Source organism: Gordonia sp. 852002-10350_SCH5691597 (genome assembly GCF_001665715.1).
Taxonomy (GTDB): Bacteria; Actinomycetota; Actinomycetes; order Mycobacteriales; family Mycobacteriaceae; genus Gordonia; species Gordonia sputi.
Genome location: NZ_LZMO01000249.1, coordinates 1 through 13684, shown reverse-complemented (window position 1 = coordinate 13684; position 13684 = coordinate 1). Strand labels below are relative to the sequence as shown.

Below are 13684 nucleotides of genomic sequence, written 5' to 3'. Positions count from 1 at the left end.
TCAAAAGCTCAGCTCGGATCGAAGGTCCGCACGTCCTCGCCTGCCTCCCAGTGCTTCCAGAGGTTTTCGGCGAGATCGCGATATGCCGTGGCGCCCTTGTTCTTTCGACCACGCATCACCGACGCGCCGGACGCCGATGCCTCCGCGAACCGCACCGTCCGCGGGATGGGCGGCTCGATCACGGGGAGGTCGTACCGATCCGAGACGTCGGAGAGGACGTCACGACTGTGGGTCGTCCGTGCGTCGAACAATGTGGCGACGGCACCCAGCATCGTCAGGTTGGGGTTGGTGATCTGCTGAACCTCGTTGACCGTGCGCAGTAGTTGTCCGACGCCGCGATGTGCGAGCGTCTCGCACTGCAGGGGCACGATCACCTCGTCGGCCGCGGTGAGCCCGTTGAGCGTGAGGACTCCCAGCGAGGGCGGGCAGTCGATCAGGATGACGTCGAAATCTTCGGCCACCTCCGCGAGCGCCCGCTTGAGCGCGTACTCGCGCCCCGGCCGCATCAACAGCAGCGCTTCGGCGCCCGCGAGGTCGATCGTCGCGGGGAGCAGCGTGACGTTGTCGGCCGTGTCGAGGAGAACGTCGGCGATCTCCTCGTCACCCAGTAGCACGTCGTGGACCGATGCCTGGAGTTGATCGGGATCGTGCCCCAACGAAAACGTAAGGCACCCTTGCGGATCGAGGTCGACGACGAGCACCGACGCGTCGAGATCGGCGAGCGCGGCGCCCAGGGATTCGACAGTGGTCGTCTTGGCGACGCCACCCTTCTGATTCGCTACCGCCAGCATCCGCGTCATGCGATCACTCTACGACCCGTCAGATCACAACGTCTCGAGCGCACCGGGTTGTCACACACAATTTCCATCGTGTGATCGAAATCAATACCTCAGTTCGCTTCGACGCCCCCGTCCAGCGCCTACTCCGAGGCACGCCACTCACTCAGAAGCGTCCATGTCGCCCGAGATCCAGCGCACCGATGCCGGATGGAACAGCAGGACAAGTGTCACCACCGCCGCGATCGCCAAGGGGATCGCGAATCCCACCTGGTGGCTGGTGAACAGGTAGTAGGCAACCGGGAGGAGCAGGATCTGAGCGACCAACGAGATGGCCCGACCCCACCGACGACCGCGCATCAGCGCGATCCCGCCGACGAGAACGCCACCGAAGATGATTCCGAACCAGGCCGCGGTGCCATATCCGCTGATCGCGGCCTCATGGTGGCCCGCAGCCGCACGGATCACCAGGACGACGGCGAAGATGACCGCAATGGCACCCTCGAGCGCCGTGATGGCCCCTGCCACGCGTAGCTGAACCGGACACAGCTCGTCCGTGTCCGACGTCGTCTCGGCCTTCTCACGCCCGTCTCGCGGTGCCGACCTACGGGCGCCACGACCGGCGGGGTCCTGCTTTTTGCTCACCCGTCCAGAGTATTGGGTGCTCGGAGTACGGGGGCGCAGGGTCGGCGTTCGCTGCGACCCCATATCCTCGGGAGTCGTGCGCGTCATGCTCATCGTCAACCCCTTCGCGACCGCGACCACCGCCGCGGGTCGTGACGCGCTCGTCAATACCCTCAGCGCCCATGTCCCGGTCGACGTCGAGCACACCACGCACCGAGGTCATGCGGGCGAACTCGGCGCGCGTGCCCGAGAACAGGGATACGACATCGTCGTCGTGCACGGCGGCGACGGATCGGTCAACGAGGTGGCCAACGGCATTCTCGGATCGCCGGCCGAGTTCGATCCGACACTCCCCCGCCCGGCGCTCGCGATAATCCCCGGCGGCAGCGCCAATGTCTTCGCACGGACCCTCGGCATCGAGTCCGACCCACTGCGCGCGACGCGCCAGCTGATCGACCTCGTCGACGCCTCGTCGATTCATCGAATCGGCCTGGGACACACGGATACTCGTTGGTTTCTGTTCAACGCGGGAATGGGTATGGACGCGGTGGTGGTGCACGCGATGGAGGACAAGCGCCACGCGGGCAAAGCGGCAACACCCGGCCGATATCTGTGGACGACGGTCAGTTGCTTCATACGCGGATCGTCGAGCCAGCCCCCTTTTCGCGTGCAGTTCGACGGCCACGAGCCGATCGACGGTGTGCGATTCGCGTTCGTCTCCAACACCACGCCCTGGACGTTCTTGGGCAACCACGAGATCCGCACGAACCCCGGCACCGACCTCACCGCACGCCTGGGCCTGTTCGCTGCCACGTCGACAGGCCTACTGCGCAACGTCGGACTCGCCACGCGTCTGCTCACGCAGCGCGACCCCAAAGCGCCACACCTGATTCGCGACGACGACGTCGAGTGGGTCCAATTCGACGCCGAGGAGCCGATCGACGTCCAGATGGACGGCGACTACGTCGGGGCGTTCACGTCGATCCACTTCTCGCACCGCGAGTCCGTACTCGGCGTCGTCGCTCCCTGACGAGATGAGGCCCAGATGAGGCCGATCCTCCAGGACCAGTTGAGCACAGTCACTCAGCGCTTCACTGCCATGCACATCGCCCCCTAGCAGCGCAAATTCGACCGCCTCATCCGGCCTCACCTGACTCTCGGGTCAGGTGAATTTCGGGTTACGCCCAGACAGACGGCAATCGCTGGGTGACCACGATCACGCTCCTGGGTGTCAGAATGCGATCTACGCCACTAGCTGCGGAAACATATCGGCAATAATCGAACAACCGGCGTAGCATAGAACATTGGCACGGACGCGAGTGCACCACCCCCCTCCCACCAGGGGTCACGGAGAGTGATATTGCACACGTGTCAGCGGAACACCATTGACTTCAGCTGAATTCGTGAAAGTATTCACAAGCAACAGCACGGAAACATTTGGTGTGTCTACGTGAACTGATGGTTACAGCCACAAGAAGCAAGATTTCGATGACGAGTGGTGCGCGCAACACACGCACCTGAAGGAGAAGGAATGGACTGGCGTCACAAGGCAATCTGTCGCGACGAGGACCCCGAGCTGTTCTTCCCGGTGGGAACCAGCGGTCCGGCTATCGCACAGATCGCCGATGCGAAGCTCGTCTGCGCGCGGTGTCCCGTCACCGCCGAATGTCTGTCCTGGGCTCTCGAGTCCGGTCAGGACGCCGGTGTGTGGGGCGGCATGAGCGAGGACGAGCGTCGAGCACTGAAGCGTCGTACGGCACGCACGCGGACCCGCAGCAGCGTCTAGATCGACTTACAAACAGTCTGATCGACCACGGTCCCGTGGGGGACCAACAAAAAGACCCGGCCATCGCGCCGGGTCTTTTTGTATTGCCCTCACGTCGGCGTGCGGGCGTGCAATGGAACTGCGATGCGCGCCTGCGCTCCCCGACCTTCCGGGTTCGGCCCGAGTTCCAACTCACCTCCGAGCTCGATCGCGACAAGTGTCTGCACGATCTGAAGCCCCAAGCGCTCCGAGTCGTTGATGGAGAAATCGGCCGGCAGCCCCGAGCCGTTGTCGCGCACGGTCACCACCATGCGCCGCACGTCGCGGTCGGCGGAGATCTCGATCCTGGCGTCGTCACGCACCGCAGCTGTGCCGTCTCCATTGTCGTCCACACGGTCATCCCCGCGTGGGCGAGCGAACCCATGCTCGACGGCGTTCTGTATCAGCTCGGTCAGCACCATCACGAGCGGCATCGCCAGCTCGGCGGGGAGCACCCCGAGGCGGTCACGGTGGCTCACCGACACCGGCGTCTCCCCTGCGGCGACGTCGACCATCGTGGGAAGCAGCCGGGAGACGGCCTCGTCCATGTCGACCTCTTCGTCGACGCTGCCCGAGAGCAACTCGTGCACGGTGGCGATGGCTGCCACTCGTCGGACAGCCTCGACGAGTGCCGATCTCGCTTCCTCGTTGGATGTGCGACGTGCCTGCAGACGCAACAGTGCAGACACCGACTGCAAGTTGTTCTTGACCCGGTGATGAATCTCCCGGATCGTGGCGTCCTTGCTGATCAGTGCGAGGTCTCGACGCTTGACCTCGGTGACGTCGCGGATCAGCACCACGGCACCGGAACTCACACCGCGCGGACGCAACGGCACCGCCCGCAGCAGCACGGTCGCCCGGCGCGCGTCGGCTTCCATACGCATTCCGATGTCGGGGTACGGCCCCTCCGGCGGCGCGACGACGCCCGCGGCGACGTCGATCATGGTGGCGGCGTCGTGAGATTCGAATGGGTCGGTCAGCAGCGACGTCGTGACGTCCGACAGTCGTCTCCCCGAGAGCTCCGACGTCCACCCCATGCGATGAAACGCCGACAGCGCGTTGGGACTCGCATAAAGGACGACGCCGCGCTCGTCGATCCGCACGAAACCGTCGCCCGCGCGTGGGGTCGACAAGCCTCGCGGGTTGACCTCTAGCCGCGCAAACGTGCCGTCGGCAACCATCTGGCACAGGTCGTTCGCCGAGTCCTGATATGCCAGTTCGAGCGGTGAGGGCAGTCGCGGATGAGTGAGGTCGACAGCCCGGGTGAGAACACCGATGACCTCACCGGAGAATCCGACGGGAACCGCCTCGCGCCGAATGGCGACCGGACCGATCCAGGTGGGGTCTTCCTCGCGGAGAATGTGCCCTTCGTCGAATGCGCGCAGCGCCTGCGGGTTGGCGTCGGCACCGACGACCATGCCGACCTGATCGCTCGGAAACACCGTCGACGCCGTGTTGGGTCGGCACTGCGCGACCGTCACCACCTCGCCGTTCTCGGCGCGCACGGCGAGCAGGAAATCGGCGAAGGAAAGGTCGGCGAGCAGTTGCCATTCGGCGACGACGCGCTGCAGATATGCCGCTGCACGGTCGGAGAGTGTTGTGTATTCGGCGAGGAGATCGGCCAGCGTCGACATCGGTGAGGGTGCGCGGCTACTCGTAGGTGGCGATGATGTCGCCTGCATGAATCACATCGCCCACCTTGACCCTGACGTCTGCGAGCGTTCCCGACTCCTCGGCGAGGACCGGGATCTCCATCTTCATCGATTCGAGCAGCACCAGCGTGTCGCCGATCTCGATGCGTTGACCAGGGGTTGCGCGGACTTCCAGAACACTCGCCACGATCTCGGCGACAACGTCTTCTGCCATGTGAACAAACTAGTCCACCGCTGTGACAGGCAGGGCGCGCACCGCGGCGCCCGACTGCCGGCAAGCGATCACGACACGAAAAAGCCCGGGCGGACGCGGTCGGTATGACCGTCGATCACGCTCCGGGCTTTCGTCTGGCACGCAGCTCAGGCGTTGGGGCGCTTGCCGTGGTTGGCTGCGCTCTTCTTGCGTGCGCGCTTCTTGCGTCCGCGCTTACCCATGACGGGCCTCCTTCGTCTCCGATGTGCTCAGTGATTATCCCACGTCGCACCCGGAATCCTGGAATCGGTACCGGTTGGACCTGCGTCGCTTCGTCGAAAGCCGGGGGTCACTCGCCCGCGGAATACCGCGTTTCGCGAACGACGACGGTCTTGCGGATCTCGACGCGCAGTCGGTCACGCAGGCTGTCGGGCGCACGATCTCCCCCGCACTTGCGGTTGATCAGCGCCTTGAGCTGGCTCTCGATGCCGTAGTGCGCCAGGCACGAAGGGCACTCGTCGAGATGCTGCTGAAGTCGGGCGCGAGCCGCGGCGTCGCACTCATTGTCCAGCACAAGCCACACGTCGGCGATGACCGCGGAGCAATCGAGTGAGGTGAATTCGGGATCGTCGGCAGGCGGTACCGGCGCCACATCGGGAGTCGAGTCGCTCATCGTGCCACCCCGCTCTCGGAGGCAGGCTCACGGAGGAAGCCACGATCACGTGCGACGTCCGTCAGCAGTTCACGCAGTTGACGTCGACCACGATGCAGTCGTGACATGACCGTTCCGATCGGAGTGTCCATGATCTCGGCGATCTCCTTGTACGGAAGACCCTCGACGTCGGCGTAGTAGACGGCCATCCGGAAATCCTCCGGAAGTGCCTGCAGCGCAGCCTTGATCTCGTCGTCGGGCAGGGCGTCGAGCGCCTCGATCTCGGCAGAACGCAGACCGGTCGACGTGTGCTCGGCATTGGCCGCCAGCTGCCAGTCGGTGATCTCGTCGGTCGGGTACTGGGCGGGCTGACGCTGCTTCTTGCGGTACCCGTTGATGTATGTGTTGGTCAGGATGCGGTACAGCCAGGCCTTGAGGTTGGTGCCCTCGCGGAACGATGCGAACGCCGAGAATGCCTTAACGTACGTCTCCTGGACCAGATCCTCTGCGTCGGCCGGATTGCGCGTCATTCGAAGCGCCGCGCCGTACATCTGGTCGAGCAACGGGAGCGCGTCGCGCTCGAACCGTTCCGTCAGATCGGCGTCGGTCTCCGACGGATCAGCGCGACGGGGTGCCGAACCCGCTGCGGCGGTCGAATCATCGGTTGTCGACGTTTCTGGGTTCGACGCTTGTGAGGCGGTGTCGCTTGTCCTGTCAGCACCGCCGTCAGAGTCGGGGGACTCGGGAGAAGCCACGTAATTCCCTTCGCTGATGACTCCGATGCCGCCCAACCCGGTGAGGGTCTGCGCAGGTGCACCGGTGATGTCGATCAAGCTTACCGACCCGGCTCCTTCTCGCAGCTCACCAGGTCGTGGTTGCCTCGGTCGTTCGAGCAACGTCGCTCCCACGGCAATCCACCTCCTCGATCTGTTGAAAACGCTCGTGCTGTTGATGTCGCGGCATCTGATGTCGCGGTATCGATCTGTGTTGATCGCCCGCTGAACAGGGGGTGCGGGCGTCCTGACATTGTTGGTCAACAGGGCTGCGCCGACAATTGTTCCGCGCATGTCCGATTTCTTCCGGTGCCCGCGTCTGCGGCACCGCTGACACATCTGGAGGTTCCGATGGCAGCCACCCCCGCGCTCGCGGCGCTCAGCAGGGCTGATGTGCCGCACGAGGTACACAGCTACACCCACGATCGGAAGTCCGAAGCGTATGGAGCGGAAGCGGTGGATGCTCTCTCGTCGACGCTCCGGGTTGCACCCGAGCAGATCTTCAAGACGCTCGTCGTGGCATTGACCGGCGGCCCCGGAGGCCTTGCCGTCGCCGTGGTACCGGTGCCGCGCAAGCTGTCGCTCAAGGCCGTGGCAGCAGCACTCGGAGCGTCGAAGGCGGTGATGGCCGAGGCGAAAGCAGTGACCCGATCCACCGGTTACGTGCTCGGCGGTGTGTCACCACTCGGCCAGCGAACCGCGCTGCCGACGGTCGTCGACTCTTCTGCTCTCGAGTGGGATCGCGTCCTGTGCAGTGCAGGTAAACGCGGCCTGGAAGTGGAGCTGTCGCCCACCGACCTGGTCGCCGCGACCTCGGCCGTCACCGCCGACATCGCCGCCTGAGCGTTTCCCTGTCCCTGAGCGTTCCCCTGCTTCCGTCAGAGTCTCTGTCGGCACCTCGTGTCGGCCCCTCGTGACAGCCCCTCGTGTCAGCCCCTCGTGACAGCATGGACTCCATGTGTGGACGTTTCGCGGTGACGACCGACCCTGCCAAGCTCGCGGCCGAGATCGACGCGGTCAACGAGGTGCCCGCTGCGCCACCCACACCCGACGACCAGACCAGCGCCAAGCAGCCGAGCCCCGATAAGTCCGGTACCGATCAGGCACCGCGGACCCTGGGCACCAACTACAACGTGGCGCCGACGTCGACGATCCTGACCGTCGTCGAACGGCATTCTCACGACGACCCGCACGACGATCCGCGGCTGCGCGTGCGGGCGATGCGATGGGGGCTGGTACCGACGTGGGCCAAAGAGGTCGGCAAGGGACCGTTGCTGTTCAACGCCCGCGCCGAGACCGCTGCGGAGAAGAGTTCGTTCCGCAGTTCGGTGAAGTCCAAGCGCTGCCTCGTGCCCATGGACGGCTGGTACGAGTGGAAGCCCGGCCCGGAGAACAGCCCCCGCCCCGGCAAAAGCAAGGGCAAGCCGACCAAGATCCCGTTCTTCATGTCGCCCAAGGACGGGACACGGCTGTTCATGGCGGGTTTGTGGTCGGCCTGGCACGACCCCACAGATCCCGACGCGCCACCCCTGCTGAGCTGCACCATCCTGACCACCGACGCCGTCGGCGACCTGCGCGAGGTACACGACCGCATGCCGCGGATCATGCCCTACGACAGTTGGGATGCCTGGCTCGATCCCGACCACCCCGCGCCGTCGGAGCTCTTCGCGCCGCCGAGCGAGGCCATCGCCGACGCGATCGCGATCCGCGAGGTCTCGCCCCTGGTCAACCGCGTGGCCAACAACGGACCGGAGCTGCTGGCACCGGTCTGATGAGTCGCACTCACTCGTCGAGCACTCATCGGTCGGGCACTCATCGGTCGGGAACTCATCGGTCGGGAACGAGGACGGCGGCACCGTCGAATCGGCCCGCTTTGAGGTCGGACAGCGCTTGGTCGGCCTTCGACAGCGGGTAGGTGTGTGTCGTCGCCGCGACACCGTAGCGGGCGGCGAGCTCGAGGAATTCGCGTCCGTCGTCGCGAGTGTTGGCCGTGACCGAGCGAATCTCCCTCTCGTAGAACAGTTCTCGCTCGTAGTTCAGTGCGGGAATGTCGGACAGGTGTATCCCGGCGATCGACAGCACCCCTCCCCGGTCGAGTGCGCGCATCGCCACCGGGACCAGGTCGCCCACAGGTGCGAAGGTGATCGCTGCGTCGAGAGGCACTGGCGAGCGTCGTAGGCACCGTTGACCGAGGCAGCCCCCAACGATCGGGCAAGAGCCTGCGCCTGTGCACCGCGGGTCATGACGTGAACCTCGGCGCCCTGCGCGATCGCAAGCTGTGCGCATAGGTGCGCGCTGCCGCCGAAGCCGTACAGACCAAGGCGACCACCTTCCGGTAGCGAGGCGCGCTTGAGTGCGCGATACCCGATGATCCCCGCACACAGCAGGGGCGCAAGGGTGACGTCGTCGACGTTGTTTGGCAGGTGATAGGCGAAATCGGCGGGCACCGTTGTGTATTCGGCATATCCACCGTCGACGTCCCACCCGGTGTATGTCGAAGCGGGACAGAGGTTTTCACTCCCCCGCCTGCAGTAGACGCACGTGCCGTCTGTGTGGTGGAGCCAGGCAACCCCGACGCGAGCACCCCGATCGAAGCCCAGCGCCCCCTCCCCCAGCTCGACGACTTCACCGACCACCTCGTGTCCTGGCGTGACGCCGACGCGATGCACCGGCAGGTCGCCCTCGGTGACGTGGAGGTCGGTACGGCAGACACCGCATGCGCGAACCTTGACCAGGAGTTCGCCCGCACCCGGCGTCGGGACTGGTTTGTCCACCAACTCGAGCGGACATTCGTCGACCGGTCCTGGTCGGGTGACTGACCACGCACGCATGTCTCCACTCTATTGGGGGCCCCGCGGTGTGTACTTGCTCCATGAACTCTCAACCCCAGAAGTGGCGCTGGCGTCGGGGCGACGCACCGGCGCTCGTTCGTCTCCTTGTGAGCGTCGTCGTGGGCGGGGCGGCCGCGGCGGGGATCTGGTCGGAACGCCCCACTGCTGCACCGCTGGCGGGTTGGGCTATCGGCGCGGGCCTGTTCGTGATGTGGACGTGGTTGGCGTTGTGGCCGATGGACAACGCGGAAACGGAGACGCACGCCAGTCGCGAGGAGCCGACACGCCTCGGCGCGTTCGTCATCGTGCTGTTGGCGGCTTTCGTGTCCCTCATCGGAATCGTCGAGGTGCTGACGCGAAAAGACCCGATACTCCTCTTCATCGCACTGCTGTCGGTGGTGGCATCGTGGGCCGCCATCCACACGATGTACGCAACCCACTACGCCCGCACGTACTACGGCGTCAGTGCGGACACTCAGAAGGCAGACGCGCCGCTCATCGACTTCCATCAGTCGGAGTCACCGCGCTACAGCGACTTCGTGTACGTTGCGATCACTGTCGGGATGAGCTACGCCATCTCCGACACCGACGTCGGCTCGTCACGGCTTCGTCGGACACTGGTCTTCCACGCCCTGCTGAGCTACTTCTTCGGCACCGTGATCGTCGCACTGCTGATCAACCTCACCGCGAACGTCGGATCGTAACCAATCCCGACTTCGTCTCTCCCCCAGAACAGCTCAGCTGAAGACATAGGAGTCCAACGGGTAGTTGTCCATCTCGCGCAGCGTGGTCAGCGTCGAATTCGGACGCAGGAGCGTCGCCTCACCGTTCGGGTCGAAGTAGTAGCTACGCGACGTCGCACAATTTCCGCGATAGAACACCGAAGACTGCAGGTGCTCGGTGACCTCCTCGAGGAATTTCTCGTTGGCGGCGTCGGTCACCTCGAAGACCTCGGACTTGCGTCGACGCATCTCACCGAACAGACGCGCGATGTGCTTCATCTGCGCCTCGATCGTTGTGAAGTACGAGAGTCCGCTGTAGGAGTACGGACTGTTGAGCGACAAGAAGTTCGGGAAACGAGGAATGGTAATACCCTCGAAGGCCTGGAAACGGTTGTCGCGCCACCACTTTCCGAGATCACGACCCTCGCGTCCGATCACGGTCATCGCGGGAAAGTTGGTGTCCCACAGGTCGAATCCGGTGGCGAGTACGAGCGTGTCGATCTCGTGGCGGGTTCCGTCGGCACTTACGATGGCGTCGGGTTCGAAGTGCCCGATGCCGCCGGTCTCCAGCGTGACGTTCGGCCGTGCGTAGGCCCGAAAGTACTTGTTGGAGAATGTCGGTCGCTTACACCCGAAGTCGTAGTCGGGTGTCAGCGCCCTCCTGGTCGCGCCGTCGGGAACCTGGGCGCGCAGATGCGCCCGGGCCAGCAATGCCGCGGCCTTGTTGCCCGGTTTGAATTGCTTGAAGTGCAGGACGCCGAACACCATCAGCATCTCCAGCAGCGAGGTGTTCACCAGACGAGCAGCGCGCTGCGTGAGCGGCACAGCGGCGAACAGATTCTGTAGCGCAGCGGGAATGGCGAAATCGACCTTGGGCACCACCCAGATCGGTGTGCGTTGGAAGACCGTCAGATGCGCTGCGTCGCGCGCGGCTTCGGGAATCAACTGCACCGCCGTCGCGCCGGTGCCGATGATTGCGACCCGACGCCCGGTGAAGTCGAATCCGTCCTCCCAGTCGGCGGTGTGCAGCACCTTCCCTTCGAACGAGTCGAGCCCGGGAAAGTCGGGGACATGCGGTTGCGACAGGAACCCCGTGGCGGTGACGTAGTAACGGCAGGTGCGACTCGAACCGTCGGCGGTGTAAACGGTCCACAACCGCGCCTGCTCATCCCACTCGGCCTTCTCGACGCTCGTGCCGAACTCCATGTGACGCTTGAGGTCGTACTTGTCGGCGATGTGCTCGGCATAGCGCTTGAGTTCTGCGCCGGGAGCAAACAGCCGCGACCAGAACGGATTCGGCTCGAACGAGTACGAGTACGTCACCGACGCGATGTCGACGGCGAGGCCGGGATAGTGATTGACGTGCCACGTGCCACCGAGGTCGTCTTCGCGTTCGAGAATCGCTATCGATTCGACGCCCTGCCGCTTGAGTTCGATGGCTCCGCCCATTCCACCGAAACCTGCGCCGACGATGACGACCTCATGATCTGGCTGCACCACGATCCCACCTCACTCCCGAAGTATCTGTGACCTATGAACACAGTAACCCAGGTCACTTCGAGGGCAAAGAGTGGCAGCTTCGGATCGTCGGGAGCTCAGCTGATGGATGAACCGTCGTAGAGCACGTCGAAGAACTGCGTGGCGACGAGCTGCTCGCCCTTCTTGCGATCGACGCCGAGCAGCCTGCGGTACTTCGCGACATGCTGCAACGACAGCGCCGAGTACAGCAGCGGCAGGTGATCCTTGCGCTGGTCGTAGACACCCGCCGCGCCCTTGGCCGCCGCGCGATTGGTCTTCCAATGCGACGGATGCATCAGTACGTCGCGGATCACGGCAGCCTTGATCATCTTCTTGCGTCCTGGCGGCACCACGACCAGCTCCCCCGGATCGAACAGCGCGGCGTCGAATTCCTCGGGTGTGGCGACGGTGCAACCGGCTGTGGGACGCGGGTTGCACTCCACCATGTGGTGCACGCCGTCATCGGTCTTCAAGTAGTCGAAGCTGATTTGGCCGTGCCAGTTCAATTCACGCGCAATTGTTTGTGCCGCGTGCAACGACTCGGGAGAATCGACGGACTCGAACACGATTCCGCCCCGATTGTCGATGGCCAACGGGTGCTCATAGCAGGAATGCAACACCACCTCGCCGTGGTGCACCACGCTCCAACTACACCGGTCGACTCCCTTCAGATACTCCTGCACCAACCACGGGTCGTCTGCTGTGGGATGTACGGCATCCAGACTCGTCTCCGCAGCGAGTGGACCGGTGTTCGTGACGACGTCGAGTCCGCCGCGACCGTAGGCGGCGCGCGCGAACCAGTGCTCCCAGTGGGTCGTCGCGGCCCGCAGCTCGTCGTCGTTGGTCGCCGTGATCGATTCGGCTACAGGAAGATTCAGCGAGCGACACAGTTCGGCGAAGCTCACCTTGTCGTGTACGCGATGCAGCGTCGGGAAATCGGGAAAGAAGAGCTCGAGGTCAGGGTGCCCCGCCAGCAGCCGATCGCGATGGTAGGCGAGGTAGAACACCTCCTCGAACATCGGCAACAACCAGGTGACGTTCTCGGCGTCGATGATGTCGACGACCGCGGCGATGAACGCCTCGGTCTCCTGGGTCGGTGCAGGCACTGTGAAATGCTTGGCGGCCCCGCGCGAATGGCTTCCCGGTGCGGACCTGAATGTATCGGCGGCAATTACTCGTCGACCGGTCACTCCGAGCTTGTGAATTTCATCGACCGCAAACGGCATACGCGACGTGGTGGCAAGAATCGTGGGATCGATGGCTGGCACGGATATACCGTAACGGTCCGGTGCGTACCGTGCGGCGATAGAGACATTCACGGCATGAATTCGACGCTGCGGCAGCGGCCTACTCCGATCGATCGCTAGATGTGTGTCGTGCGTAAGGGTGTGGGTGCTGCAGCACCCACATCCTTACGTACGACACACATTCACCAGACACACATTCACCATTTCCCCAGCTCACCGGTCCACGGTTTTCGCGTGCACTCCAACTTCGTCCCGCATCCACGTGCAGCTACGGAATACCGTGGGGTACTTCGACGCTAGGCCTCGTATGACGCAGACGCCGGGCCCGACACACTCTCAGGAATCCGCTCCAACAGGGACCGATCCTGTCGGAACACATTTCGCCGGCGCGCGTTCATTCATCGCGGCCATCGCTGCTTTCGCGGTGGTGATGCTCGGCACCACGCTGCCGACCCCGCTGTACTCGATCTACGCGAAGGACCTCGGATTCGGCGTCACCACGACGACGATCATCTTCGCCGTGTACGCGGCCGGAGTGATCGTTGCCCTGATCTGTTTCGGACGCTGGTCGGACATCCTCGGTAGGCGTCCACTGCTGATCGCGGGCGCGATCCTCTCGGCGATCAGCGGACCGAGGCCGAGTCCGCCGATGTTGGCCGCGGTCGCGAGTGCGGGCGCGCGGTGACGCCAGCTCGGAGGTGCGAGTTCGATGACCGCTGCGGTCGCCGCACCTGCGTAGATACCTGCCGACAGGCCGGAGAGCACACGTCCGATCATGAGCTGCCACACCGGGCCCGCGGTCAGGAAGACGACGGCGCTGATCGCCGAGAGGATCGCGCCCGCGATCAGCAGTGGACGCCTACCGAGGATGTCCGACCAGCGTCCGAAACAG

15 protein-coding genes and 2 pseudogenes are annotated in these 13684 nt (G+C 64.3%); 6 read left to right on the top strand and 11 right to left on the bottom strand.

What is annotated here, in order from left to right:
* Nucleotides 1-8: 8 nt before the first annotated feature.
* Together A5777_RS18235 and A5777_RS18230 are read right to left on the bottom strand one after the other, a co-directional pair.
* Entirely contained in the window at nucleotides 9-800 is a 792-nt protein-coding gene (locus A5777_RS18235) for a ParA family protein (RefSeq protein ID WP_005203682.1), read from the bottom strand.
* 138 nt (nucleotides 801-938) lie between these two features.
* Entirely contained in the window at nucleotides 939-1325 is a 387-nt protein-coding gene (locus tag A5777_RS18230) for a hypothetical protein (RefSeq protein ID WP_064863732.1), read from the bottom strand.
* 181 nt (nucleotides 1326-1506) lie between these two features.
* On the opposite strand from A5777_RS18230, the gene A5777_RS18225 reads away from it, so the two are divergent.
* Together A5777_RS18225 and A5777_RS18220 are read left to right on the top strand one after the other, a co-directional pair.
* Nucleotides 1507-2430: a diacylglycerol/lipid kinase family protein gene (locus A5777_RS18225; protein WP_064863731.1), complete on the top strand. Its 924-nt coding sequence runs from the start codon at nucleotides 1507-1509 to the stop codon at nucleotides 2428-2430.
* A gap of 501 nt (nucleotides 2431-2931) precedes the next feature.
* A complete protein-coding gene (locus A5777_RS18220; RefSeq protein ID WP_005170735.1) occupies nucleotides 2932-3186 on the top strand; it encodes a WhiB family transcriptional regulator in 255 nt (84 codons plus the stop codon).
* A gap of 89 nt (nucleotides 3187-3275) precedes the next feature.
* Here the strand turns inward: A5777_RS18220 and A5777_RS18215 are convergent, their stop codons facing one another.
* The 5 genes from A5777_RS18215 to A5777_RS18200 all read right to left on the bottom strand — a co-directional run bounded on the left by A5777_RS18215 (nucleotide 3276) and on the right by A5777_RS18200 (nucleotide 6534).
* The gene (locus A5777_RS18215; RefSeq protein ID WP_064863714.1) at nucleotides 3276-4838 is read right to left on the bottom strand and encodes a sensor histidine kinase; all 1563 of its coding nucleotides are present in this window, start codon (nucleotides 4836-4838) and stop codon (nucleotides 3276-3278) included.
* A gap of 16 nt (nucleotides 4839-4854) precedes the next feature.
* Nucleotides 4855-5070 (bottom strand): biotin/lipoyl-binding carrier protein, encoded by a 216-nt coding sequence (locus A5777_RS18210; RefSeq protein ID WP_064863713.1) that lies wholly within the window; start codon nucleotides 5068-5070, stop codon nucleotides 4855-4857.
* A gap of 146 nt (nucleotides 5071-5216) precedes the next feature.
* On the bottom strand, nucleotides 5217-5291 hold the full coding sequence (locus tag A5777_RS25850; protein ID WP_109239415.1) for a 50S ribosomal protein bL37: 75 nt from the start codon (nucleotides 5289-5291) through the stop codon (nucleotides 5217-5219).
* Nucleotides 5292-5398: 107 nt separating this feature from the next.
* Nucleotides 5399-5722, bottom strand: a complete 324-nt coding sequence (gene rsrA / locus A5777_RS18205) for a mycothiol system anti-sigma-R factor (protein ID WP_064863712.1) — start codon at nucleotides 5720-5722, stop codon at nucleotides 5399-5401.
* Nucleotides 5719-6534: a sigma-70 family RNA polymerase sigma factor gene (locus A5777_RS18200; RefSeq protein WP_231895111.1), complete on the bottom strand. Its 816-nt coding sequence runs from the start codon at nucleotides 6532-6534 to the stop codon at nucleotides 5719-5721. Before A5777_RS18200 ends, rsrA begins: the two co-directional genes overlap by 4 nt.
* Nucleotides 6535-6825: 291 nt before the next feature.
* On the opposite strand from A5777_RS18200, the gene A5777_RS18195 reads away from it, so the two are divergent.
* Nucleotides 6826-7317, top strand: a complete 492-nt coding sequence (locus A5777_RS18195) for an aminoacyl-tRNA deacylase (protein WP_064863729.1) — start codon at nucleotides 6826-6828, stop codon at nucleotides 7315-7317.
* 113 nt (nucleotides 7318-7430) lie between these two features.
* A complete protein-coding gene (locus A5777_RS18190) occupies nucleotides 7431-8246 on the top strand; it encodes an SOS response-associated peptidase (protein WP_064863728.1) in 816 nt (271 codons plus the stop codon).
* 55 nt (nucleotides 8247-8301) lie between these two features.
* Here A5777_RS18190 and A5777_RS18185 read toward each other — a convergent pair.
* A pseudogene (locus A5777_RS18185) lies at nucleotides 8302-9305 on the bottom strand (zinc-binding alcohol dehydrogenase family protein).
* Nucleotides 9306-9346: 41 nt separating this feature from the next.
* Between A5777_RS18185 and A5777_RS18180 the strand changes: the two are divergent.
* Entirely contained in the window at nucleotides 9347-10009 is a 663-nt protein-coding gene (locus A5777_RS18180; protein WP_064863711.1) for a DUF1345 domain-containing protein, read from the top strand.
* A 33-nt stretch (nucleotides 10010-10042) separates the two neighbouring features.
* Here the strand turns inward: A5777_RS18180 and A5777_RS18175 are convergent, their stop codons facing one another.
* Both A5777_RS18175 and A5777_RS18170 read right to left on the bottom strand, forming a co-directional pair.
* Nucleotides 10043-11524, bottom strand: coding sequence for a flavin-containing monooxygenase (locus A5777_RS18175; RefSeq protein WP_064863710.1), 1482 nt, complete (start codon nucleotides 11522-11524; stop codon nucleotides 10043-10045).
* A gap of 98 nt (nucleotides 11525-11622) precedes the next feature.
* A complete protein-coding gene (locus tag A5777_RS18170) occupies nucleotides 11623-12771 on the bottom strand; it encodes an ATP-grasp domain-containing protein (RefSeq protein ID WP_376782666.1) in 1149 nt (382 codons plus the stop codon).
* Nucleotides 12772-13099: 328 nt separating this feature from the next.
* On the opposite strand from A5777_RS18170, the gene A5777_RS25845 reads away from it, so the two are divergent.
* Nucleotides 13100-13477, top strand: a complete 378-nt coding sequence (locus A5777_RS25845) for an MFS transporter (RefSeq protein ID WP_442903057.1) — start codon at nucleotides 13100-13102, stop codon at nucleotides 13475-13477.
* Here the strand turns inward: A5777_RS25845 and A5777_RS18165 are convergent.
* Nucleotides 13399-13684: pseudogene (locus A5777_RS18165) on the bottom strand (MFS transporter); the annotation flags it as partial. The gene A5777_RS25845 and the pseudogene A5777_RS18165 overlap by 79 nt on opposite strands.